The 23265-nt window shown below is 43.2% G+C and carries 21 protein-coding genes; 14 read left to right on the top strand and 7 right to left on the bottom strand.

The window, feature by feature from the left end:
• Positions 1 to 435: 435 nt before the first annotated feature.
• Positions 436 to 1155, top strand: coding sequence for a choice-of-anchor K domain-containing protein (locus tag RMY64_RS14490; protein WP_322684285.1), 720 nt, complete (start codon positions 436 to 438; stop codon positions 1153 to 1155).
• A gap of 238 nt (positions 1156 to 1393) precedes the next feature.
• Here the strand turns inward: RMY64_RS14490 and RMY64_RS14485 are convergent, their stop codons facing one another.
• The 4 genes from RMY64_RS14485 to RMY64_RS14470 form a co-directional block, all read right to left on the bottom strand.
• Positions 1394 to 2518, bottom strand: a complete 1125-nt coding sequence (locus tag RMY64_RS14485) for a site-2 protease family protein (RefSeq protein ID WP_322684321.1) — start codon at positions 2516 to 2518, stop codon at positions 1394 to 1396.
• An 82-nt stretch (positions 2519 to 2600) separates the two neighbouring features.
• Positions 2601 to 2831 (bottom strand): hypothetical protein, encoded by a 231-nt coding sequence (locus RMY64_RS14480; protein ID WP_322684284.1) that lies wholly within the window; start codon positions 2829 to 2831, stop codon positions 2601 to 2603.
• A 300-nt stretch (positions 2832 to 3131) separates the two neighbouring features.
• Complete coding sequence (locus RMY64_RS14475) at positions 3132 to 3794, bottom strand: DJ-1/PfpI family protein (RefSeq protein WP_322684283.1); 663 nt, start codon at positions 3792 to 3794, stop codon at positions 3132 to 3134.
• Between the two features lie 62 nt (positions 3795 to 3856).
• Positions 3857 to 4276: a DUF6220 domain-containing protein gene (locus tag RMY64_RS14470; protein WP_322673562.1), complete on the bottom strand. Its 420-nt coding sequence runs from the start codon at positions 4274 to 4276 to the stop codon at positions 3857 to 3859.
• Positions 4277 to 4464: 188 nt separating this feature from the next.
• On the opposite strand from RMY64_RS14470, the gene RMY64_RS14465 reads away from it, so the two are divergent.
• Positions 4465 to 5127, top strand: a complete 663-nt coding sequence (locus tag RMY64_RS14465) for a LuxR C-terminal-related transcriptional regulator (RefSeq protein WP_322673563.1) — start codon at positions 4465 to 4467, stop codon at positions 5125 to 5127.
• Positions 5128 to 5479: 352 nt separating this feature from the next.
• On the opposite strand, the gene RMY64_RS14460 is transcribed toward RMY64_RS14465, so the two are convergent.
• Positions 5480 to 7192, bottom strand: a complete 1713-nt coding sequence (locus RMY64_RS14460; RefSeq protein ID WP_322700372.1) for a bifunctional diguanylate cyclase/phosphodiesterase — start codon at positions 7190 to 7192, stop codon at positions 5480 to 5482.
• A gap of 445 nt (positions 7193 to 7637) precedes the next feature.
• Positions 7638 to 8327, bottom strand: a complete 690-nt coding sequence (locus RMY64_RS14455) for a phosphorylase (RefSeq protein ID WP_322684281.1) — start codon at positions 8325 to 8327, stop codon at positions 7638 to 7640.
• 180 nt (positions 8328 to 8507) lie between these two features.
• Between RMY64_RS14455 and RMY64_RS14450 the strand changes: the two genes are divergently transcribed.
• From RMY64_RS14450 to RMY64_RS14400, 11 genes are all read left to right on the top strand, one after another.
• On the top strand, positions 8508 to 11306 hold the full coding sequence (locus RMY64_RS14450; protein WP_322700371.1) for an efflux RND transporter permease subunit: 2799 nt from the start codon (positions 8508 to 8510) through the stop codon (positions 11304 to 11306).
• Positions 11306 to 12331 (top strand): hopanoid-associated sugar epimerase, encoded by a 1026-nt coding sequence (gene hpnA / locus RMY64_RS14445; protein WP_322700370.1) that lies wholly within the window; start codon positions 11306 to 11308, stop codon positions 12329 to 12331. The genes RMY64_RS14450 and hpnA overlap by 1 nt, the downstream gene beginning before the upstream one ends.
• A gap of 70 nt (positions 12332 to 12401) precedes the next feature.
• On the top strand, positions 12402 to 13421 hold the full coding sequence (gene hpnH, locus RMY64_RS14440) for an adenosyl-hopene transferase HpnH (protein WP_322673568.1): 1020 nt from the start codon (positions 12402 to 12404) through the stop codon (positions 13419 to 13421).
• A gap of 172 nt (positions 13422 to 13593) precedes the next feature.
• Positions 13594 to 14409 (top strand): alpha/beta hydrolase, encoded by an 816-nt coding sequence (locus tag RMY64_RS14435; protein ID WP_322700369.1) that lies wholly within the window; start codon positions 13594 to 13596, stop codon positions 14407 to 14409.
• 418 nt (positions 14410 to 14827) lie between these two features.
• Positions 14828 to 15349: a phycocyanin subunit beta gene (locus RMY64_RS14430; RefSeq protein WP_322673570.1), complete on the top strand. Its 522-nt coding sequence runs from the start codon at positions 14828 to 14830 to the stop codon at positions 15347 to 15349.
• 87 nt (positions 15350 to 15436) lie between these two features.
• Positions 15437 to 15928: a phycocyanin subunit alpha gene (cpcA, locus tag RMY64_RS14425; protein WP_322673571.1), complete on the top strand. Its 492-nt coding sequence runs from the start codon at positions 15437 to 15439 to the stop codon at positions 15926 to 15928.
• A 702-nt stretch (positions 15929 to 16630) separates the two neighbouring features.
• Positions 16631 to 17443, top strand: a complete 813-nt coding sequence (locus RMY64_RS14420; RefSeq protein ID WP_322700368.1) for a phycobilisome linker polypeptide — start codon at positions 16631 to 16633, stop codon at positions 17441 to 17443.
• A 173-nt stretch (positions 17444 to 17616) separates the two neighbouring features.
• Positions 17617 to 18486 carry a phycobilisome linker polypeptide gene (locus tag RMY64_RS14415; RefSeq protein WP_322673573.1) on the top strand — a complete coding sequence of 290 codons (870 nt, stop codon included), beginning with the start codon at positions 17617 to 17619 and terminating at the stop codon, positions 18484 to 18486.
• Positions 18487 to 18561: 75 nt separating this feature from the next.
• Positions 18562 to 18816 (top strand): phycobilisome linker polypeptide, encoded by a 255-nt coding sequence (locus RMY64_RS14410; RefSeq protein WP_322673574.1) that lies wholly within the window; start codon positions 18562 to 18564, stop codon positions 18814 to 18816.
• Positions 18816 to 19661, top strand: a complete 846-nt coding sequence (locus RMY64_RS14405; RefSeq protein ID WP_322700367.1) for a HEAT repeat domain-containing protein — start codon at positions 18816 to 18818, stop codon at positions 19659 to 19661. Before RMY64_RS14410 ends, RMY64_RS14405 begins: the two co-directional genes overlap by 1 nt.
• 107 nt (positions 19662 to 19768) lie before the next feature.
• Positions 19769 to 20560, top strand: coding sequence for a HEAT repeat domain-containing protein (locus RMY64_RS14400; protein ID WP_322700366.1), 792 nt, complete (start codon positions 19769 to 19771; stop codon positions 20558 to 20560).
• A gap of 45 nt (positions 20561 to 20605) precedes the next feature.
• Here the strand turns inward: RMY64_RS14400 and RMY64_RS14395 are convergent, their stop codons facing one another.
• Entirely contained in the window at positions 20606 to 21256 is a 651-nt protein-coding gene (locus RMY64_RS14395; protein ID WP_322673577.1) for a hypothetical protein, read from the bottom strand.
• A gap of 347 nt (positions 21257 to 21603) precedes the next feature.
• On the opposite strand from RMY64_RS14395, the gene RMY64_RS14390 reads away from it, so the two are divergent.
• A complete protein-coding gene (locus RMY64_RS14390) occupies positions 21604 to 22971 on the top strand; it encodes a protein kinase domain-containing protein (protein ID WP_322700365.1) in 1368 nt (455 codons plus the stop codon).
• Positions 22972 to 23265: the final 294 nt, after the last annotated feature.

The raw sequence follows: 23265 nt of genomic DNA, 5'->3' as shown, positions 1-23265 counted from the left end.
GCGGAGAATGTCAAAAAACTGTAACTTCATATCAACTTGACAATTTATTGGTAAGTCAAGTAAGGTAGCGATGTTTACGACGGGCTACGTCTACGTAATTGCCTACGTAATTACTAGACTTCTTGCATAAATCAAAAAAGAACCCTAATCCGCCTTTGACTTACCTTAAAGTCTCCACTCTTGCTGAGAGGTAGCGTGTTAGGGAGATTTTGCAATCGGTTTACTGTTTTACTAATTACAAACTAGTGAAATATATTTTCACTAGTCATAATTTTAACTTCATAAATATAAATTATTCATTAAATTATTTTGAAATACACATAAATATTTTATAAAAAATACAAGAAGACATTGGCGTATTTTCCGTAAATTTACTAAGGTAGACTGAATACCTACTTGAAAGAAGCTCCAGAATGAACGTTTAAACCTAGAATTATGAAACTAAGTTTTGTTTTCGCTACTGCTATATCTAGTTTTTTTGTGAGTTCGGCCACAGGATTTAGTTTCTCTGGTCAAGCACAAGCTCTAACTTTTTCTGGCATCTCTAGTGCGACATGGGGAAATCCAACTCCAGGAATCAATGATACTAATCCCATATATACAGGTGTGGGAAGTAACACATTTACCTGGGGTCAAGCTAATTTGCCGCCAGGACTTCCAAATAAACTAACCTCTAATGGAACTTCATTTTCTGCGGACATTAACTCTGTATTCAAAATAGCTGATTTAACTTACTTCAATGGTAAGGTACGCACTGATTCAAGCGTTGGATTTGTACCTTTAAATCTCAATCTATCTTTCAGCCCACCTGTGGGAACCAGCCAAGTTTTTGACTTTAACTTGCGTTTAGTAAATACACTTAATGACCCAAAAGATCGTGAGAATAGTGCAGACTTGGTATTTTTAGACACAAATTTGAGTAATCGCAGTTTCACCTTTGGAAGTAATAAATATACCCTTGAGTTAATCGGTTTTAATCTAGAAGGTCGCCAGATAAGTATTAAGGCTCTTGAAGAAGCTACAACTACAACAGCTATTTATGCCAAAATCAAAACTATACCCGAACCTGCGTCAGTGTTGGGTCTATCATTGCTAGGGATATACCTGATATCTCGTAAAAATCCTTGGAAAATAAATACAGGGAATAGAAAATAGGGAATAGATATATACTGAGTTTTATTCAAAAATTAAATAGGAGTGCTACATAACAATCCGATTTGATTTTTGAACTTATTTACGGGGACAGATAAGAGGCAACGCTCAAGAAGGTTCTTTCAATTGTATGGGGTTTTTTCACGCAATCAAAAATTTGGGCGATAAAAATATAGAGACGCGATTTGTCGCGTCTCTACAAGGGTTTAGCGTTTTTTGATATACGGGATGAATTGCGTCTTTATGCAGGGTTAGGTTGGGTTCGGCTTTGAAGTAGCTGGATAATTGCAGCTTTTTCTAAGATTCCAACTAGGACGCCATTCTCACGAATCACGGGAAGTACAGATAGTTTTTGTTGTTCGAGTAACTGCATGACTTCCAGCAGAGGTTGATCTGATTGGACTGTGGTAGATTCGGTAATTGGTCGCATGACTTCTTTAACTTGAGTTTCTGACCACAGTGCTGTAGAGATGGTTCTTAAATTATCAATTGCGATCGCACCTATTAATTGTCCATCATCATCAGTCACTAAGAACCGATGCCAGTTTTGCCCACTTATGACTCGCTCATCGGCAAACTCTCTTAAGGTAAGATTAGCAGATACAATCGGGCTGTCATGAGTTACAGCATCTTCGGCTGTCAAACCTGTAAGTTTTTCTTGGACTCTGGCAAATTGAGCCGAATTACCAGCATTTTGCAACAAGAAGAAGCCAATTAACAAGTTCCAGAAGTTACCGGAGTTGCCAAATAATAGTAGGGGAAGTACACCGGAAAGAATTGCTACCCAACCAAAGATTTGCCCGACTCGACTTGCAAAGGTGACACCTTTATAAGGATTACCTGTAATTTTCCAAACGATGGCTTTCAGTATATTTCCGCCATCTAAGGGCAAGCCAGGAATTAGATTAAACAGCGCTAATGCCAAGTTAACAGAAGCGAGAACACCAAGAATTGCAGCTAACGGCCCTGATGCAGCAGTCGTAACACCAATAGCTGTAACGATACCGCACAATAGTAAGCTTACCATTGGCCCGGCGATCGCTACCCAGAAAGCCTCACCTGGGGTTTTCGACTCTTTTTCTAAGCTAGCCAAACCGCCAAATATAAACAGCGTGATGGATTTGACATCAATTCCCTGGCGAATCGCAACAAAACTGTGGCCTAATTCATGGGCGACGACAGAGGCAAATAACATCAGCGCTGTCATCAATCCTAGTACCAAAGCTAATCCCGCAGACAATTGGGGAAATTGCGCCGCCAGTCCACTGCTATAACTCCAAGTTACTAAACCCAGAACTAAAAACCATGATGGATGGATATAGAAGGGAATTCCGAAGAGATTACCAACGCGAATTGTGCCATTCATGTCGTTCACCTTTGATTTCAGCTTCGAGAGGTTTGCTTTCATCCTTCTCGATGTATTTATTGTAACGAAAGGTTAAGAGATTTTAATCTTGATGGCGGTAGTGGTGTCCGTCGGTAAAGGTGCGGTTATTGGGAATATTGAGAGCATCCAAATTCAGGAAGCAGGAGAAACGTTGGATCGCGTCGATAGCACATTTCGATACATTTTTTTGTACGAATGCTGCTTTATACCCAGAACTTCTGTCTGAAATGGGGCGCTCAACAACCCTCCTAGTAATAAAAAGGACAGTCCACTGTACTCTCGCACGAGCCAAACATGAATAGTCCTCTTGCATAAATCAAAAATAAGAAAGAACCCCACCCCGCCAAAGCTACGCTTTGTCTCCCCTCCCGAAGAGCGGGGAGGGGTTGGGTTGGGGGTGGGGTGTTAGGGACTTTTGCAAGAGGTCTAATGAATAGTCCACCAGGCAGGATCGTTGAACTAGGCAACCCCAATCGTTAATAACTGAGCAATCAAGCAGAGGTTAAAGACAGTTTAAGTCGTATAAAAACGGATTTGTATCCAACGTGTGGGAACACGTTCAATTTCCGAATTTGTGGTCATGTCAGACTGCCTATTTTACGTTTAAACCCAATGTCCCCGTAGCATATAACATTGCTTTATTGACTAACTCAGCCCCCGCTTTTTCGGGCGAACCGACATCGAATGGAGGAGCTGGATCGTACTCCATTAATAGTTGAGCGATCTTGGCGGCTTCTTCACCACAAAGGACTTCAGCGATCGTTAGACCAAAATCAATGCCTGCCGTAACCCCCCCACCAGTTATGCGATTTCGGTCAATCACAACTCGCTCCGTTCCGACCTCAACGCCCAACGTTGCGAGTTGTTCGCGCATCATCCAGTGAGTCGCCGCTCGATAGCCTTGTAGTAGTCCTGCCTTCGCTAAAAACTCAGACCCGCCGCACACAGAGGTGATGAACTTTGCCGTGTTCCCCTGTTTGTGGAAAAACTCAAGCACTTCTGGATCGTTTACTACTGCACTCTGTCCTAAACCGCCGCCGACGCAGATTGCGTCTAAAGGTGGGCAATTTTCAAAGGTGGTATCGGGCAAAATCATCATTCCGTCATCGGTTTTGATCGGGTCTAAAGCTTTCCAGATGCGGTGGATCTGGACACTAGGAAGCGAATTAAAAACTGTCTGGGGCCCTACAATATCAAGTGCTGTCATGCCAGGATAAAGTACCAAGCCAATAATATGTTTTTGTGAGTAAGTCATGAATCAATCTCCTGATGAAAGTTGCTATGAAATCTATCCTTAAAGAATTGAAAGTTAAGGATTTAGTCTTGGTTGTGGTTAGGAAATACAATGCGAAATGTCCGATGAACTAGGGTTGTAGAAATAGAGAATAAAGAAAAGCCGATAAGTGGATGGAAGACTGCTAAAGGAAAAGAAGTCTTCAAGTGAATTGTGAGAAATTGTAGTCCCAACAACACTGGAATACTTGCAGTAAGGTTCTGGACTCTTGAAGGAAACGGCATCAGAAACACCCATATCAACAAAATTAGCGAGAGTCCGCTATATCCTCGCACGAGCCAGATATGTAGGTTCCACCAATCAGAGTTGTAAAAGTAAGCCAGTCCAACACTGAATACTTGGATTGCTAAACAGAGATTAAAAAACACTACTGCGATAAAAAAACTAATTTGAATCCAGCGCCCGGATATCTGTGTATCATCAATCCCAGGATTTAGAGTCATGGTTAAGTAATCCCAAAAAAAGCAAATAAATTAGTCATTGGTCATTAGTCATTGATAAAGAATTTTTTGGTACATACCTCGCAAGAGAGTGCCCAAAAAAACTAATGACAAATGACAAATGACTAAAGCTAAGATAAGTCTGGTTGCTATACTGCGCCTAGACCTCGAAAGGGTACAATTTGCCAATCATGATTGCCTTACAAACTCTGTTTCATGCAATTGCTCAAGCTAAAGATGAAGAGACATTGCGATCGCACATACGCACCGAAATGAGTGAATATTTTTCAGCTACACGATGTGGGCTGTTTTTCTTTGCTCAAATTCCTCTAGCTAACAGCAAGCTCCAAAAAGCAGTGGAAACCGCATTATCACCCCAACACAACCCAGTTGCACGCTACTTGCTAGAACATCATGCCCCTGTTCATGAAGCTTTAGTAGTAGAACCTAAGACGTGGAGGTTGATTTGTCCTCGTGCCGATCACTGGCACGTTATGGGAGGGCCAATTGTCAGCAATGGTCAGTTAGTAGGCGTGGTAGGTTTTACTCGTCAGCAAGGAATGCCTGCATTTGATTCACAAAATCTTACAGATTTGAGTGCGCTTTGTTTGCATCTTTCTACTTGGGTGGCAATGGCGCGGCAATATCCACTAATATTACAGACAGAGCGTTTAACGCCTCGTGAAATGCAAATTGCTGACTTGGTGGCTCAAGGACAAACCAATGCAGAAATTAGTGCTGAACTTTGGATTACTGAAAACTCTGTCAAGCAAGCCTTAAAAAGGATGTTTCGCAAACTTGAAGTTTCATCTCGAACTCAGATGGTTGCAAAGCTTTCCACAGTTTCAAAATAAATAACCTTTTATTGGCCTCATTAATCCTGGATTTCTCTGCTTATGTCACTGGAGAAAGGCAGGGGGCAGGAGGCAGGAGGTTTTAGAAAAGAATTTTCTCTGGAGGCAAAATGGCCTGAGAGCAACTAAATTTATTTATGAAAAATAAAAAAATATGTATTTTATTAACTGGATACAAGAAATACAGCTTCCTTCTTAAATTGCCGTTCGGCTGAGGCTCATGTGGAAGTCTAAATTTATTTATGGGGATTCCTTCAGCATAGCTGCTCCTTAACCTGCCCCCTGATAACCATGTCTAGCAAAATTCAAGTGATACGTTATCAGGGGTGTATTTTCTGGCTTAGGCATCCACTTATGCGGAAATTTTCTCCATCTGCTGAGAAACTTTCTGTAACATCGGGGTAATTATATCGGCGGGCACAGGACAACTGAAGTAGTAACCTTGACCTTCATCACATCCTTGCATTTTCAGGTAGTCAAGCTGTTCTTGGGTTTCCACACCCTCTGCTGTGATGTTCAACCGCAGGCTTTTTGCCAGGGCAATAATCGCATTCGTGACGGCGGCACTATCAGGATTAGATGTGACATCCTGTACAAATGACCGATCGATCTTGAGCATATTCACGGGAAAGCGCTTCAAGTAGTTGAGGGAGGAATAACCAGTACCGAAGTCATCTAGAGCCAAGCATATACCCAGTTCTCGTAATTGTTTTAAGGTTTTAACCGATCGCTCCATATCACCCATCAAGAAGCTTTCTGTCACTTCCAATTCCAGATAAGATACTTGGAGTCCAGTTTCCTCAAGAATTTGACTGACGATCTCAACCAGATTCGGTAGTTCAAACTGTCGGGCTGACAGATTTACAGACATCCGAATTGGGTTAAATCCAGCAAGTTGCCAAGCACGGTTTTGGGCACAAGCAGTTCGCAAGACCCATTCACCAATTGGTAGGATCAAACCATTGGCTTCAGCAATGGGAATAAACTTTGTTGGAGAAACCAAACCTAATGTAGGATGCTGCCAGCGAACCAACGCTTCCATAGCTGTAATTTGTCCGCTGTGTAAATCAATCAGAGGTTGATAATAAACCAGCATTTCATTGCGCTCAAGCGCTCCACGTAATTCATTTTCTAAAGTTATTCGCTCCTGCAACTGAGCATTAATCTCCGGGGAATAGAATTGGTATTTGCTACGCCCTTGTTGCTTCGCCTGGTACAGTGCGATATGAGCCTGTTGCAAAAGTTGATCTACGCTATTACGCTCATTTATGCCATTAATTGTGATGCCGATGCTGACGGTGATATGAATCAAATTACCCTGTATAGAAAAGGGTTTGCTCAGGGTACTTAACAGCATCTGAGATAGCTTAATCACACTTTCAAAAGAAACAATGTCTATGCGGGCAATTGCAAATTCATCTCCACTCAAATGGGCAAGAATATCTGTTTGTGTCATGCAGAGTGATAACCTCTGACCGACTGCTCTTAACAACAAATTTGTTGTTTCATGCTCCAAACCATGACTCATAGCAGTGAAATCATCAATACCGAGTAAAAAGACCGCTACAAAGCGCTGGTTATTTTCAGGTTGAGATAGAGTCTGATGGAGGCGATCGCGAAATAAATCGCGATTGGGCAATCCAGTTAGATCGTCATAATTACTGATGTAATGAATTAATTCATCTAATTTGTAAAGAGTTTGTGAAGTATCCGCCATCAATGTACCGGCTTCATCAGCAAAATCTGTGGGCAATTCAGGTAAGGTTTTGGTGTTTAGATAATTTTGCAATGCCGCAGATGTCAAAATAACTGGTTTGAGCAGGTGGTGTAGTGCGTAGAGAGTGGCGGCTGTACCCGCTAAAGTAGCCAACAGAGCAATAAGCATAACTCGAATCGCCATCTCCAAGGAATAGGAGTTTGAGATAACGAAACTCAAGAGTAAGCTTAAAAGTGGTATGTGAGTACCCAAAAATGCCACCAACATGATTTTAGCGGTGTAACTTTTTTTGAGTAATGGAAAACTATCTAGAAACGAGTATAGATTGAGCTTGTGATTGAGCTGCATAAATTCTGTTTGATAGTTGGTAAATTAGTTCCGCGCTATTTTGGCAAAAGGTCTTTTTGATTTACAATTCAGTGCGATTAGCTCTCATGGAACCCAACCCTGATAAGGTTATATATTATGCTTCCCAATCTAGGTTTCTATTTATATGTTTAACCATAAAGTTTATGTAAAACTTATCCGTCAACAATTTCACAATAAATACGCACATCATTTTTATTTTTATTAGTTTTTCTTCCGGTGAGGTAATAATAAAAAATATATAAATTCGATTTTGTTAGTAAAAAATTATTTTTTATAACTAATGGCAGAGACACAGAAAATGCAAAGAGAGTAAAAAGATATTTTCACAAATGATTTTGGATTGCTATATTTTGTAAGGGCATAGCAAAGCTGTGCCCTTACGGCATGGTTATTTATCTAAAAATTGCTGTAAAGACGCAACAGATTATTTATTGCTAGAGCCTGAAAAGAGCCGATTTGTAACTTGCTCTAATACTTTTAATGCTGTTAATGAACCTCGAATCAACCGAGTAGCGGCAAAAGGTTGTCGAAGCATGGCGATCGCTAACGGAAAAGGGTTTAGAGAGCCATCAGAGTTAATTGCTGGTGTGAGATCGGGGATATTATGCTGACAATCGTCGCTGACTACTCGCAGCATTGCCACAGACACCTCAGCCGCATTGAAAAATTCTAAAGCGGTAAATCCTTCCATATCAACAACATCAGCCGCCAAAGTCTTACCCAAATGGCGTTTTTCGGATGCAGACCAAATCACGCGATCGCTTGTCAGTGACTTGACTAATAAGGCTTTTTCTGATAAATAAGAGTGCAATTGTGCTGTGAAAGTGCGATCGCATTCTTGCTGTTTCCCCTGATAAATACAATTTTGATACAGCACAAGATCGCCAACTGTATAGCGATCGCTCAAGCTACCACATATACCCATAATTAGCACTCTGGATTTTGGAGTCAGAAATTGTCCTTGTTGCAGGTATTTGAGTAAAGGTTTCATCCCAACAGGTATGGGTACTACTTTTGGGATGGAGGCAGTAATGCCGCTTAATCCGCGATACACAGCTTTATATTCTGCTCCTTGAGGTACCAGAATTGTGTTGATGGGCAAAAGATTAGGCACTAGTCTCGATAGTTTCAAGTTTTAACGGTCAATTAATGTTTGAAGTAGACGGGCGTGGCGCGATTCTTCTTTGTGACAATAAGTAATATTACCGTTTAGTAGTAACCAAAATTCGCAAACCGAAGATGATTGCTGTAGCATGACTAAATAATTGTGTCATCCACACGATAATTTTCAAAGATGGTAAAGCTTCATAACTCCAAATCCGCACGAGAACTCTTCAATATTTCCAAATTGGCGATTCAATTTTCGTGGCTGACGGTGAGTTTTTGGATTGCCGTAACGGTAGCTGGAGTTCTAGCTTTCAGTTCCCTTAAGTATGCCTTGTTTCCAGATATTACCTTTCCAGTGGTGGTTGTAAATGCTACAGCTCCTCTGACAACTGCCCTGGATACAGAAGCGAAGCTCACTAAACCCCTAGAAGAACGCCTCCGCTCCCTAGAAGGACTGGAGAATATCCGCTCATCAACCTATCCTAGTCAAACAGCTGTTGCCCTTTCTTTTGCGGTTGGGACAAATTTAGAAACATCGACCAAAAAGGTTGAAACTGCCCTAAAGCAGCTAACTTTACCTCAAGGAGCGACTTCTAAAATTATTCCCCTAAATCTAAACGAGTCAGCCGCCATTAGTTATGCCATAGAGAGTCCTACACGGAATCTCAAAGATTTGACGAAGTTGGCGCAAGATGAGATTGTCAGTGCGATCGCTAAATTACCAGGAGTATTAAAAGTCTCACTACTAGGCGCTGCGACGGCAACTCCTCCGATAAATCCAGCGAATGCGAATGCAACAGTCCCCCAAGGTGGGGCGACATTAGTCCGGTTTAACGGTCAAGATGCACTCGCATTTCAGGTAATCAAACGCGGTAATGCTAATACTTTGGAAGTAGTGAGTCGGGTTGAGAAAGAAGTTCAAAGGCTACGTACCCTCAAAGATGTCAAACTCACCTTAGCTGCCACCCAAGCAGAATATATCCGCCAAGCCACCCAGTCAACAATCGATGCTTTATTGGAAGCAGTTTTGTTATCGATAGTGGTAATTTTTCCTTTTTTGTGGAATTGGCGGGCAACTCTAATCTCTGCCTTGGCGATTCCTACATCTTTATTGGCGACGTTTATCGTCATGGCGATTTTCGGCTTCAACCTGGAAACAATCACCCTGCTGGCTTTAGCTTTAGTGATTGGTAGTATTGTTGATGATGCGATCGTCGATGTGGAAAACATCATGCGACACGTTGACGATGGGGAAACTCCTCGCCAAGCAGCGCTTTTAGCTACAAATGAGATTGGGTTGACAGTTACCGCCGCCACTTTGACAGCAGTAGCAGTTTTTCTACCCATAGGTTTAATGGGTGGGGTAATTGGTCAGTTCTTCAAGCCTTTCGGCATAACTGTTTCAGCCGCGATGCTGGCTTCTATGCTAGTTGCTCGGACTTTATCTCCAGTTCTAGCTATCTACTGGCTCAAACCTAAATCCTCACTCTCTCCACGTCGAGAAGCAAAAATCTGGGTGGCGTTTACCCAATCTTACAGAAATTTGCTCAGTTGGTCTTTAAATCACCGCAAGATAGTTATCGGGTTAGCTGCACTCAGTTTCATCGCAGGTATAGCACTGATTCCACTAATTCCCAAAGGATTTATTCCCAAACTCGATCGCGGCGAATTTAATATTGCTTATACGGCTCCTTTGCCGAGTATTCCTAGTGGAGGAGAGGGGCAGGGGAGCAGCACTTCGGCTACGCTCAGTGACCGGGGGGCAGAGGGGCAGGGGAGCAGAGGGGCAGGGGAAGAAGGGATAAATCCCAGTCCCCAATCCCCAGTCCCCAGTCCCCAATCCCCAGTCCCCAGCCCCCAATCCCCAATCCCCAACCCTTTAAATGATTCTCTTGAGGTTGCGAAGAAATTAGAAAATGTAGTCAGAAAATCACCAGCAGTTGAAACAGTATTTACCACAGTTGGTTCTCGTGAGGGTGAACCAAATAAAGGGACACTATATGTAAAGTTAAAGGAAAATCGCACGATCGCAACTGCGGAATTACAAGACCAGTTGCGCTCCTCCTTACCTGTTCTTTCTGGGGTAACTACTAGTGTTGAAGATATTCAATTTGTCGATTCTGGCGGTCAAAAACCCCTGCAAATAGCATTACAAGGTGATAATCTCCAAGCTTTGAGCAAAGCAGTCAAAGCAATTAAAGAAAGAATTCAAAGGCTACCGGGATTCGTTGATGTCACAGTTACAGGTGAAACAAATCCACAAGGCACAGTTTTTCAGATCGAGCGTCTGAATAATCAGCGGGTGGCCTACATCAGTGCTAATCTTGGCAAGGATCTGTCTTTGGGTGATGCCACTGACAAAGTGGTAGCTGAAGCAAACGCGGTGTTACCCTCTAATGTTTCTTTAAATTTAGGAGGAGACTCTGCTAACCAAAATAAGGTTTTTAGCAGTTTCGGCAGTACTTTAGCTCTATCTGCCCTATGTATTGTTGTGGTACTAATTTTACTATTCAAAAGCTGGGTAGACCCTTTAGTTATTGGTGTCTCTTTGCCTTTAGCATTAGTGGGGGCGATGTTGGCGCTACTAATTACCAAGAGCGACTTTGGTATGATCTCATTGATCGGTTTCGTCTTTTTGCTGGGGCTGGCAAATAAAAATGCGATTTTGCTTGTAGATTATATCAACCAGTTACGCAATGCTGGCTTAAACCGTACAGAGGCGATTCTCAACACCGGACTAGTGCGCCTCAGACCAATTATGATGACCACGGCCTCCACTATTTTAGGGATGCTGCCGATCGCTTTGGGTTTGGGTGCTGGTTCCGAATTGCGATCGCCGATGGCTGTAGCGATCGCAGGTGGACTAGTAACTTCAACTATTCTCAGTTTGATTGTTGTGCCAGTAGTCTACACCATTTTGGATGATTGGTTTCCCCGGTTTAAGAAGAGGGGGAGCAGGGAAGCAGAGGAGCAGGGGGCAAGTTGATGCAGGTTTTTGTCACGGGGGGGACGGGTTTTATTGGCGCTCATTTGGTACGGTTGCTCCTACAAGAAGGATATGCCGTCAAAGCACTGGTACGCTCAACCAGCAATTTGGAGAATCTACGCGGTTTGGATGTGAAAATTGTCAAAGGCGATTTGAACGATCCAAATCTCTGGCAACAGATGGGAGGTTGTCAATATCTATTTCATGTAGCAGCTCATTATTCCCTCTGGCAGACAGACCGAGAATTACTCCACCGTTACAATGTCCTGGGTACGCGCAATGTGTTGGCAGCAGCTCGCAAAGCTAATATTGAGCGCACCGTCTACACGAGTTCAGTGGCAGCGATTGGGGTAGGAGCGTCAGGGGAAGTTGTGGATGAAACACATCAGAGTCCCTTAGAAAAGTTGGTGGGTGACTACAAAAAGTCTAAGTTTTTGGCTGAACAAGAAGCGATGCAAGCCGTTGCTACAGGTCAGGAGGTAGTTATTGTCAATCCCAGCAGTCCGATTGGCTCGTTGGATATCAAACCTACCCCGACGGGTGATATAATCTTGCGGTTTTTACGACGAAAAATGCCCTTTTACTTGGATACTGGTCTAAATTTTATCGACGTGCGGGATGTGGCATGGGGGCATTTACTGGCTTTGCAACGGGGTAAATCTGGCGATCGCTATATCTTAGGTCATCAAAACCTCAGTCTCAAGCAACTACTCGAACAACTCGCCGATATCACAGGTCTGAGCGCACCTCAACAAACAGTACCCGCTTGGTTGCCCCTGAGTGTTGCCTGGGTTGATGAAAAGATTCTCGCACCATTGGGTAAATCGCCCTCAGTACCATTAGATGGCGTTCGGATGGCGAAACAACCTATGTATTACAATGCTTCCAAGGCTGTACGAGAATTGGATCTACCCCAATCTTCGCTAAACGCCGCACTCAAAGATGCTGTGGATTGGTTTGTTGCTCAAGGATATGTCAACCCCTCTGGGAAATTCAAAATTCAAAATTCACGCATTCAAAACTGAAGACCCCACAGATAAATCTTGGGGTTGAGAAAGTGGTGCATTTATCTTTAAAAGAGGAGCGATCGCAACAATGGCAGTTAATCTACAACAAGCTATGGATATTGGGAAGTATCTTGTTACTCAGCGTTTGAAAGGACGCAAACGCTTCCCCTTAGTGTTGATGTTAGAACCTCTTTTTCGGTGTAATCTCGCTTGTACTGGTTGTGGTAAAATCCAACATCCAAAGGAAATTTTAAAGCAAAATCTCACCCCAGAACAGTGTTTTGCCGCTGTGGAAGAGTGTGGCGCACCAGTTGTCTCCATTCCTGGCGGAGAACCTCTGCTGCACCCCCAGATTGATGAGATTGTCCAGGGATTAATTGAGCGCAAGAAATATATTTACTTGTGTACCAATGGTTTGTTGTTAGAAAAGAGCCTGGATAAGTTTCAACCTTCTCCTTACCTCACTTTCAGCGTACATTTAGATGGAATGCGGGAATTACACGATCGCTGCGTCGATCGTAAAGGTGTTTTTGATATTGCTGTGAAAGCCATTCGCGCCGCTAAAGCTAAAGGCTTTCGTGTTACAACTAACACCACTATCTTTGAAGGTACTGAACCTAAAGATATGCAAGAGTTTTTCAACTTTCTGGAAACACTAAATACTGACGGGATGATGATTTCTCCTGGCTACAGTTACGAGTGGGCACCAGATCAAGATCATTTTCTCCACCGCGAACAAACCCGCGCCCTCTTCCGAGAAATTCTGGCTCCATACAAAAGTGGTGAAAAAAATTGGAACTTTAATCACAATCCGTTATTCCTAGATTTTCTCACTGGTGAGAAGGACTACGAATGTACGCCTTGGGGTAGCCCTAGTTATAGCGTTCTCGGCTGGCAAAAACCTTGCTATCTGCTGAACGAAGGTTATTACTCTACCTTTAAGGAATTACTCGCACAAACTGACTGGAGTCAATACGGCCAGAAGAGTGGTAATCCTAAGTGTGCTGATTGTATGGTTCATTGTGGCTACGAACCCACCGCCGCAATGGATGCAATGCAGCCGCAAAATATGGCGCGTGCCCTTAGCAGTGTGTTTGGTAGGAATTAAAAAGTAGTAAATACTACATATTAAAGGGTGCTATACTTGCGCACCCTTTGAGGATTCTGATTGCCCAAAAATGTGTATAATAACATACAATATTTCGAGGAAAATGCTTATTTAGAGATATTGCGATCGCTCCCTCAGCCAAATTAGCCGAAATGCATCAGGAAAAATACTCATGCCATTTGTATCTGTTCGCGATCTGCAAATGTATTATGAGATTCGTGGCACTGGTGAACGCCTGCTCAGTATTAGTGGTACTGGAGTAGATTTGCAGCGATCGCCGACTATTTTTGACTCACCATTAGCCCCACACTTTGAAATCTTAGCCTACGATCAGCGCGGTTTGGGTCAAACCTCAAAACCTGATATTCCTTACACCATAGCAGATTACGCTGCCGATGCAGACTCTTTGTTAAATGCAGTCGGGTGGGAGAACGCTCATGTCATCGGAATTTCCTTTGGGGGTATGGTAGCTCAAGAGTTGGCACTGCGCTATCCACACCGCGTTAAACGTCTTGTTTTGGCCTGTACCAGTAGTGGCGGTGCTGGTGGGTCGTCATATCCACTACATGAACTCGCGAACCTTCCTACTGAAGAACTAGCTCATCGGCAAATCACAATTGCTGATACCCGTTGGCAAGAGGAAGCTTGGCTCTCTAGCCGAACTACACAATTTCAGGAATTAGTGAAGCTGACACTAGCAGTTTTTCAAGCGGGTACAGACCAACCAAGTCGTGAAGTTGGGCGTCGTCGCCAGCTTGAGGCTCGTGCTGCTCACGATACATATAATCGACTTTCTCAACTGCATATTCCTGTCTATATCTGCGGCGGTCATCACGATGGCATATCTCCTCCTGCCAATCTTGAGGCAATGCACAAACAGATACCAGGTTCGTATTTAGAGTTCTTTAAGGGTGGTCACGGCTTTCTTTACCAAGACTCCCAAGCATTCAAGCGCGTTATTGCCTTTCTCCAAAATAAATTTGAGTAATTTTACATAAGACATATCAGACATAACTACAAAGTTACAGTAACTACAACACTTGTTGCCCTCCCACAAGAGCAGCGCTCGGCTCGTAAACTAAACATAGACCACAATATGAAGTTATGTAAACAAATTTCACAAACATAACAATAATTTGTAATAAATAATGATACGGCAGCATTGTATAAAGAGAACTTGGAAGTAAAAAACAACATCTTAATCAGGTTTTCCAGTCGTTCATAGAAGTTTGAAGTTTTTTAACAAAAGTTTTAATCTGAAAGCCTGGAGATCGTAAACTTATTTCTGGGATGTCTGTTTTAAACCTTTCGTAACTCGTCAGGCAGTGCTGACATCAAAAATCAACTGAACCACTCAGTTTTGAGTCCAATTATTCTTAACCAAGCAAAGTAGGAGATTTAACGCAATGGTTTTAGATGCATTTGCAAAAGTAGTTTCCCAAGCTGATACACGTGGGGAATATCTCTCCGATGCACAATTGGATGCGTTGAGCGAACTAGTCAAAGATGGTAACAAGCGTACAGATGCCGTTAACCGGATTACCAGCAATGCGTCTGCTCTTGTTGCTGCTGCCGCTCGTGATTTGTGGGCAGAACAACCCCAATTGATCACTCCTGGTGGTAATGCTTACACCAGCCGTCGCGCTGCTGCTTGCATCAGAGACTTGGACATCATTCTTCGCTATATCACCTACGCTATCTTTGCTGGCGATTCCAGCGTGCTAGATGACCGTGCCCTCAATGGTTTGCGGGAAACCTATTTAGCATTGGGAACCCCAGGAGCTTCAGTTGCTGTTGGTATTCAAAAGCTGAAACAAGCTTCTTTGGCCATTGTCAACGATACCAACAACATCACCAGAGGAGATTGCAGCGCTCTGTCATCTGAAATAGCTAGCTATTTCGATCGTGCTGCTGCTGCTGTGGCTTAAGCCAAGCATTGCTGATGTTGACTAAATAATTGTCCATAGGACAAAACAAAATTTCAACCATAAAGTTTGTAAAAGGGAGATAGCAAAATGTCAAAAACACCTCTAACGGAAGCAATTGCATCGGCTGATTCTCAAGGACGCTACCTCAGCAGCACCGAAATTCAAGTTGCTTTTGGTCGCTTCCGTCAAGCTCCAGCTAGCTTACAAGCAGCAAAAGCTTTAAGCGCCAATGCTCAACGCTTGACTGAAGGTGCTGCTCAAGCGGTGTATAACAAGTACCCTTACACCACTCAACAACAAGGGCCCAACTTCGCGGCTGATGCACGCGGCAAGAGCAAGTGTGTACGTGATGTCGGCTACTACTTGCGGATTATCACATACGCTTTAGTTGTTGGTGGCACAGGTCCCTTGGATGACTTCTTGATTTCTGGCTTGGCTGAAATCAACCGGACTTTTGATCTGTCTCCTAGCTGGTACATTGAAGCTCTCAAGTACATCAAAGCTAACCACGGTCTAAGCGGCGATCCAGGTGTTGAAGCAAATTCCTACATCGACTATGTAATCAATACTCTAAGCTAGAGTGTTTCTTTAGCCCGGAGAGGAAATCAGCTCTTATGACAAGTAAGTTCTATGAGTTGTTTATCTCTCCGGGCAGTTTTTTAAGAAAAACTAGCAGAAAACCCTGGAGAAAGAGGAACGTAGTTCTGTATTTTTTGCTTTAGAACAGGGATGAAAGCTGCCGACGTAGCACGGTATTTGCTACAAATTTGGGAAAGTTCACAACCCAGTGCCTCTTTTAAGCTACCGTCAATTGGCACAATATTTTTGTCAGTACAAGATTTAAACACCTACCCTCGGACTGGGGGAAAGTATACGCCCGAAATAACGTAAGGAGATATCACTACGCCCTAGTGGCAGATGTGGTGAGGCAGCGAGCGCAATCTTCTACCTTCTCTTAGGAGACGCTACGTGTTGGCGGAACGTTCCGTAAGGAAGGAAAGATGCTAGTGCAACGTTAGCGAGTCCGCGCCCCCTACAGGGAAGGAAGCTACGCGTAGTGTCTGACAGAGAACTTCTGAAGGTTTTTCTCTCCCATGAGGGACTGCCAAACTGATAAGGTGAGCCTGGGAACCTGTGGAAACAGGATATTAAGGCAGCTATGTCTTAAAAATCACCTGATTTAAAGTAAGGTGAGTGTCAATTTCAAAAAGACTGTTAAAAGACTAGAAAAAATTTTCTAAAAAGTTTTCAGTTTTGCAGTTAAAACTGAGGAGGTAAAAGATGGCAGCTTTGGGACAAGCAGCAAGATTAGGGATTGCAGCGTTTGAAAATTCAGCACCAGTAGAACTACGCCCTGATAGAACAGAAGCCGATGTGGCAGTGGTTATCCGGGCGGCTTACCGTCAGGTTTTGGGTAATGCATATCTACTAGAAGGAGACCGTCTAGAGAGTGCAGAATCACTATTGCAGCAAGGTGTAATCACCGTAAGGGGATTTGTGCTAGCCATTGCTCAATCAGAACTCTATCGGGATAAGTTTTTCTACTCCAACTCCCAAACTCGGTTTATCGAGTTGAATTATAAGCATTTATTGGGGCGTGCCCCAGAAGATGAGTCAGAGATTTCGTACCATGTTGAGCTTTACAACTCACAAGGTTATGAAGCTGAGATTAATTCCTACATTGACTCATTAGAATATCAAGAGAGTTTTGGCGAAAATATTGTGCCCTACTACAGAGGCTTTAAAAGTCAAGTAGGACAGAAAAATGTTGGCTATAGCCGACTGTTCCAACTTTATCGGGGTTATGCCAATAGCGATCGCGCTCAAGGACAAAAACAAGGACGCCTCACTTGGGAAGTGGCTAAGAATTTAGCTTCACCCATTTATCCAGTCTCTGCTGGAGCCTTAACAGGACTCTCTACAGGTGGTCGCGGCGAAACATACCGGATCAGAGTACTACAAGCAGCTTCCCCAAACTCAGCTGTAGTACGGCGCGGTACTGCGGAATTGATCGTACCCTACGAGCAACTTTCTAGTAAATTACAGCAGTTGAATCGCAAGGGCAGTAAGGTTATTAGCATTACAGCCGTATAAATAGGGAATTGGGGAATTAAGTGAGGAGTTAGGAGTGAGGAGTTAGAAGTGAGGAGTGAGGAGTTAGAAGTTATGAGTTTTAAATTCCTAACTATATCCCTACTCTTAAGTCCTAACTCTTAACTCCTAACTCCTAATTTTTCCAACTACTAATTACAAAAGGAAAATTACCAATGGCTATTACAACAGCAGCTTCCCGTCTGGGAACAGAACCTTTTAGCGATCAGTCTCCTGTGGAATTGCGTCCGAATGCAACCAAAGAAGACATCGAAAGAGTAATTGCTGCCGTCTATCGTCAAGTTTTGGGCAACAACTACATATTGGCATCTGACCGCCTAACAAGTGCTGAATCGATCCTCCGCGATGGAAAAATTACAGTGCAAGAGTTTGTGCGTCAAGTAGCTAAATCGGAACTGTACAAAACCAAATTTTTCTACGACAACTTCCAAACTCGCGTCATCGAACTGAACTACAAACATTTGTTAGGTCGTGCCCCTTATGATGAGTCTGATGTCGTCTATCACTTAGACTTGTATCAAACCAAGGGATATGAAGCCGACATCGATTCTTATATTGATTCGCCAGAGTATCAATCTAACTTTGGTGAAAATATAGTGCCTTACTATCGCGGCTTTGAAACCCAAACAGGACAAAAAACTGTCGGATTTACCCGGATATTTCAACTTTATCGCGGCTATGCCAGTAGCGATACCTCCCAACTCAAAGGCAAAGACACCCGCCTTGCCAGCGAACTAGGTCGCAATAGCGCATCCGTCATTGTTCCTCCCTCCGGTGCTTCTTCAGGCTTTTCATACGTTGCTTCTGAAAAAGGCGTTACCCCCAACAGTACTTTTGGTGGTGCGGGAACCTTTGGTAAAGAAGGCAGACTTTACCGCATTGAAGTAGCAGGTGTTTTTGGATCTGGGTATCCCAGCACACGCCGCGTCAATCAAGCGGTGGTTATACCTTATGAAGAACTATCTAGTTACTTCCAGAGAGTGGTAAAACAAGGTGGTAAAATAGCAAGTGTGAAACCTCTTTAGTGTCAATAGTCATTAGTCAATAGTCATTTTTAAGGGCAAACGACTAATGACGATCTAGAATTGGGAATTAATTTTATGGTTGGAGCAATTAGCAGTACGAGTAGTCGCTACTTTCGGTATGAAGTAGTGGGTTTGCGCCAAAGCGAAGAAACTGAAAAAACCAACTATCCTATTCGTTCTAGTGCTACTGTGTTTTTCACAGTACCTGAGAACCGGATGAATCAAGAAATGCAGCGGATTACTCGCTTGGGTGGCAAAATAGTCAGCATTCAGCCATTGAACGCTGAAGCTAAAACAAATAGCGAACAAAGCGATCCTCCTTCTTCATAATGAATTCTAGTCCGCAAAAATTTGAAGATTTATCACCGACAGGTAACTCTGGCGATGATGAATCTTTAACAGTAGAGCAAGCGATCGCTAATCTAGAGAGTGCAGATTTAGGTCTGCGCTTTTATGCTGCCTGGTGGTTGGGTAGGTTTCGGATCTGTGAAGCAGCTGCGGTTACAGGATTGATTAAAGCGTTAGAGGATGAAGCCGACAGAACACCAGAAGGCGGATATCCTCTGCGACGGAACGCAGCTAGGGCTTTAGGGAAACTAGGCGATCGCCAGGCAGTCTCACCTTTAATTGCGTGTTTAGACTGCTCAGATTTTTATGTCCGGGAAGCGGCGGTACAATCCTTAGAAATGCTGGGCGATCCAGTTTGCATTCCCGCCCTGATCGAGTTATTACAAGTAGGTTTGCAGGGAGAGCAGCTGATCTCAAAGCAGCCTGATTTATCTCAACCCTACGAGGCCATTTTGGAAGCCTTGGGAGCCTTGAGGGCAACTGAGTGTATCCCCTTGGTAAAACCATTTTTAGAGCATCCAATCGAATTGGTGCAATATGCTGCCGCACGAGCGATGTATCAATTAACCCAAGAACCAGTTTATGGAGAACGGTTAGTAAAAGCTCTGGCAGGAGATAAATTGCAATTGCGTCGAGCAGTGTTAGCAGACTTGGGAGCGATTGGCTATCTACCCGCAGCAGATGCGATCGCCGAAACTCTTGCTGAAAATAGCCTGAAGCTAATTTCTCTTAAAGGATTACTAGAACATCAAGTTAAGCACACAGCAACAAGCACTTTGTCAGCAGGTGCGATAAAAGTGATAAATTTGATGGACTCGCTATTGTAGTCATAATTTCCCAGGCATTAGTTGTTATTAATACGCTTAAATCAACTGTTTACCACAGATAAACCCCTAACATAGCTGCGAGATAAGGGCTAGGGAGTTTGTGTCTGATGTCAACTACGGAGGGCTTAAGCTACAATTGGCAGATCCCTAATGACTCATGGCAAATTATTATGAATAACAGTGACCTTGCTCAAATATTAATTCGTGCTGTGGAAGAAGCAGACTCTTCGGATCGCTTATTAGACGCAGTTCAGGAGTTAGCGGCAGCTGGTATTGAGGAATCTGTTCCCACTCTGATTGCAGCTTTAGGCTACAACAATCCAGGGGCAGCAGTGGCGGCAGTAGATGGACTAATTGCGATCGGGGAAGTCGCAGTACCGTCACTATTGGAACTAATTGATGACTACAACTACAGTGCGAGAGCCTGGGCTATTCGCGCCTTAGCGGGAATTGGCGATGTCCGGGCGCTGGATACCTTGTTAGAGGCAGCAAAAAACGATTTTTCCTTAAGCGTGCGGCGAGCAGCTGCTAGGGGATTAGGCACTTTGCGCTGGCAGCAACTACCTGCTGAGAAAGTGGAATCTGTTCAGACTCAGGTATTAGAGGCATTATTAGTAATTTCTCAAGATCCAGAGTGGATAGTGCGTTATGCAGCAGTGACGAGTTTAGAAACACTAGCGATCGCTATAGCAGTAACTTTACCCGATCAAGCGTCACGGATTATAAATCAACTTCAGCAAATACTCGATACCGATGCCGATGTGGGAGTTCGTACCCGCGTAAAATTTGCACAACAAAAAATTCAACAGCAACAACATCAAGAAATGTTTGCACCGAAAAGAAAGCTAGAAGACACTGAAGTGTCTGAAGTACCTCATCGTGGTGGTGGCAGACGGTAAATCACCAGACACCATACTGCGCTTGCGGTATGGTGTTATGTCAAACTAACTAGGCGATAAAGATTGAATTTCTGCCTGGATATTGCCACGAGCAGATGGTTCGGCAAACTCTGACATTAAAGGCGTAAAATAAATACGCGATCGCTGTAAAAATTGTTCTAAAATTTTCTGACGACCTGTGATATAATCTGCCTCTGCCACCCAGCCATATTCCTGACGAATAGCATGGGCGTATTCTTGATAATCAACTTGGTTAGTAGCCAAAATCGCTAAATCTGCATCAACTAGGACTTGGCTATCATAGTCATTTACCGCAGCTTGGTGGTTTTTAGTGTTCAGAATCAGACGGGTGACAGTAGTTATAATACTTTCTGGAATACCTAAATTACTTAGCAACTCAAAAGCGTAGTCTGCACTTCGTTCTTCGTTATCTTTGGCTTCAGTGTCATACACTACATCGTGAAACCAGGCAGCTAGTTGAACAGCAGCTAGGTTATTGGTGTAGCCTTGCAAAACCTCAATTGTGCTGAGGACGCGATCGATGTGTTTCAGTGTATGGTAATAGCGATCGGGGGTAGAGTAAGCTTCAACCAAGAAATTAAAGGCTTTCTCAGCCGCTACTCGATCGACGCCAAAGGGTTGGAGTGTGTGTTGCCAGTTATAAAATAAAATATCCATAAATTTTTCTGTAGGCATAGAGGCAGTATACCCATTCTGAGTATTAGAAAAAATAAGTACATACTGTTAAAACAGCAGTAGAAGACTTCAAGTAGAACCTCACCTTCTAACTTTGCTACGAGAAAGAGAGGAAAAATTTTCTTCCCCTTACTTGTAGTAAAGGGTTAGGAGTGAGTTCACGCGAATATATTTACAAGTTATAAATCAATGAAACTTTGGAGTTTCGAGAATTGCTGGGTATTGCAACCACACCTACAGGAAGGGGAACCGTTAATTTCAAATATCAGCGGGATATGAGTGGTTCACCACTGTGATATCTGATACAGGTAAGTTATGATCGTGGGCATTAATTTTTTATTGTTAAGATGCCAGCTAAAATCATCCTTACCGTTATCCAAGGACAATTATTAGGACAGCAATATATTTTTGATTGCCGCAGTAGTTGCATAATCGGTAGAAGTCCAGATTGCAATCCTCAGTTACCAGATGATGAGAATCATCGGGGCATCTCCCGCTATCACTGTCTACTAGATATTAATCCTCCTGATATTCGGGTGCGGGACTTTGGTAGTAAAAATGGCACTTACATTAACGGTAAAAATATTGGACAACGCCAACGAAATCAAACGGCTGAAGAAGCTGTAAAATTCCAATTTCCAGAGTATGACTTACGAACAGGCGACGAAATCAATTTAGGTCACACTGTCTTTAAAGTTAGTATAGAAATACATCCAGATCGAGTAAATCTACCAACCTTCATCCCTGATGATGTTACTGTTAAAAATAACCCAGTACAACAAACTTATTTCTTAGACATCATCAAATACTTTCTGAATTTGGCTGAGAGTGGCGATCGCAGCCTCAAAGCAATTAGCGGTTATAATATTGTCAAACTTCTCAGCACGAGTGAATTCGGAGAAGTTTATTTAGCAAAGCATAATCAGTCTGGCAAGTTCATAGCCTTAAAGGTTATGTTACCAGCAGTGGCGGCGAATGACTTTGCTGTGCAGATGTTTCTCCGGGAGACTGAAAACACCAAGGCTTTGCAACATCCTCATGTAGTGCAACTGATGGATTCTGGCTTCTCGGAAATTATCTTCTTTTTGACAATGGAATATTGTGAGGGCGGTACTGTATGGGATTTCATGCAACAACTGGGTGGGCGATTGTCTGTTGATATTGCAGTACCGATTATTCTCCAAATTTTAGACGCTTTAGAATATGCCCACAATGTTGAACTTCCTTATGTCAAACTGGCTGATGGGAAGTTTGGCAAAGGTAAAGGTATAGTTCACCGCGACCTCAAACCGAGTAACATCTTCTTGACTAAGATTGACGGAAAGCTGGTGGCAAAAATCGGTGATTACGGCTTATCTAAGGCCTTTGACTTAGCTGGTTTAAGTGGTCAAACTTTGACTGGGACTCAAGCTGGTAGTCCCGTTTTTATGCCGCGACAGCAGGTGCTTAACTTTAAATATGCCCAACCGGAGGTAGATATTTGGGCAGTTGCGGCTTGTCTCTACAATATGCTAACAGGTTGTTTCCCCCGCAACTTCATAGGCGACCCTTTTCTGGCAGTTTTACAGAATAATCCCATACCAATTCGCCAACGAGATGCAACAATTATGCAACCCCTAGCGCAGGTGATTGATTTGGCGTTGGTTGATAAGCCAGAAATTCACTTTAAGAGTGCAGCCGAATTTAAGCGGGCATTGTTAAGTGCGTTGTCATAGTCGAGTTTATAGCAGTTTTTATGTATTTAATCCACATCTGTCGTCGGGGCGCAATGCCCATTAGTGTCAACTTAAGGTTAAAGCCAGTCTAGAAAAAGCTTTTAGCAGATTATCTCGTTCCCAGTCTCCGACTGGGAATGTCCCTGATTGAGGCTCCGCCTCCCTCTCCTCGCGGCAGAGCCGCCAAGAGTAGCATTTCCAGCCAGAGGCTGAAAACGAGATTTTAAAAGGGTTTTGGCTTAAGTTGACATCAATGCACAATGCCTCTACGTTCGCCAAGCGTCCCGCAAGGAA

Origin of the sequence: Nostoc sp. DedQUE08 (genome assembly GCF_034530895.1) — a bacterium.
Taxonomy (GTDB): Bacteria; Cyanobacteriota; Cyanobacteriia; order Cyanobacteriales; family Nostocaceae; genus Nostoc.
The sequence above is the reverse complement of the archived record's forward strand: the minus strand, read 5'-3'. Positions and strand labels throughout refer to the sequence as shown.

What these genes read in the sequence shown, in the direction of transcription:
- RMY64_RS14435 (WP_322700369.1), top strand. Translation starts at nt 13,594, where the DNA reads ATGCCATTTGTATCTGTTCGCGATCTGCAAATGTATTATGAGATTCGT.
- hpnA (WP_322700370.1), top strand. Translation starts at nt 11,306, where the DNA reads ATGCAGGTTTTTGTCACGGGGGGGACGGGTTTTATTGGCGCTCATTTG.
- RMY64_RS14485 (WP_322684321.1), bottom strand. Translation starts at nt 2,518, where the DNA reads ATGAATGGCACAATTCGCGTTGGTAATCTCTTCGGAATTCCCTTCTAT.
- RMY64_RS14460 (WP_322700372.1), bottom strand. Translation starts at nt 7,192, where the DNA reads ATGCAGCTCAATCACAAGCTCAATCTATACTCGTTTCTAGATAGTTTT.
- RMY64_RS14405 (WP_322700367.1), top strand. Translation starts at nt 18,816, where the DNA reads ATGAATTCTAGTCCGCAAAAATTTGAAGATTTATCACCGACAGGTAAC.
- RMY64_RS14475 (WP_322684283.1), bottom strand. Translation starts at nt 3,794, where the DNA reads ATGACTTACTCACAAAAACATATTATTGGCTTGGTACTTTATCCTGGC.
- RMY64_RS14430 (WP_322673570.1), top strand. Translation starts at nt 14,828, where the DNA reads ATGGTTTTAGATGCATTTGCAAAAGTAGTTTCCCAAGCTGATACACGT.
- RMY64_RS14470 (WP_322673562.1), bottom strand. Translation starts at nt 4,276, where the DNA reads ATGACTCTAAATCCTGGGATTGATGATACACAGATATCCGGGCGCTGG.
- cpcA (WP_322673571.1), top strand. Translation starts at nt 15,437, where the DNA reads ATGTCAAAAACACCTCTAACGGAAGCAATTGCATCGGCTGATTCTCAA.
- RMY64_RS14410 (WP_322673574.1), top strand. Translation starts at nt 18,562, where the DNA reads ATGGTTGGAGCAATTAGCAGTACGAGTAGTCGCTACTTTCGGTATGAA.
- RMY64_RS14390 (WP_322700365.1), top strand. Translation starts at nt 21,604, where the DNA reads ATGCCAGCTAAAATCATCCTTACCGTTATCCAAGGACAATTATTAGGA.
- RMY64_RS14395 (WP_322673577.1), bottom strand. Translation starts at nt 21,256, where the DNA reads ATGCCTACAGAAAAATTTATGGATATTTTATTTTATAACTGGCAACAC.
- RMY64_RS14420 (WP_322700368.1), top strand. Translation starts at nt 16,631, where the DNA reads ATGGCAGCTTTGGGACAAGCAGCAAGATTAGGGATTGCAGCGTTTGAA.
- RMY64_RS14450 (WP_322700371.1), top strand. Translation starts at nt 8,508, where the DNA reads ATGGTAAAGCTTCATAACTCCAAATCCGCACGAGAACTCTTCAATATT.
- RMY64_RS14400 (WP_322700366.1), top strand. Translation starts at nt 19,769, where the DNA reads ATGTCAACTACGGAGGGCTTAAGCTACAATTGGCAGATCCCTAATGAC.
- RMY64_RS14465 (WP_322673563.1), top strand. Translation starts at nt 4,465, where the DNA reads ATGATTGCCTTACAAACTCTGTTTCATGCAATTGCTCAAGCTAAAGAT.
- hpnH (WP_322673568.1), top strand. Translation starts at nt 12,402, where the DNA reads ATGGCAGTTAATCTACAACAAGCTATGGATATTGGGAAGTATCTTGTT.
- RMY64_RS14490 (WP_322684285.1), top strand. Translation starts at nt 436, where the DNA reads ATGAAACTAAGTTTTGTTTTCGCTACTGCTATATCTAGTTTTTTTGTG.
- RMY64_RS14415 (WP_322673573.1), top strand. Translation starts at nt 17,617, where the DNA reads ATGGCTATTACAACAGCAGCTTCCCGTCTGGGAACAGAACCTTTTAGC.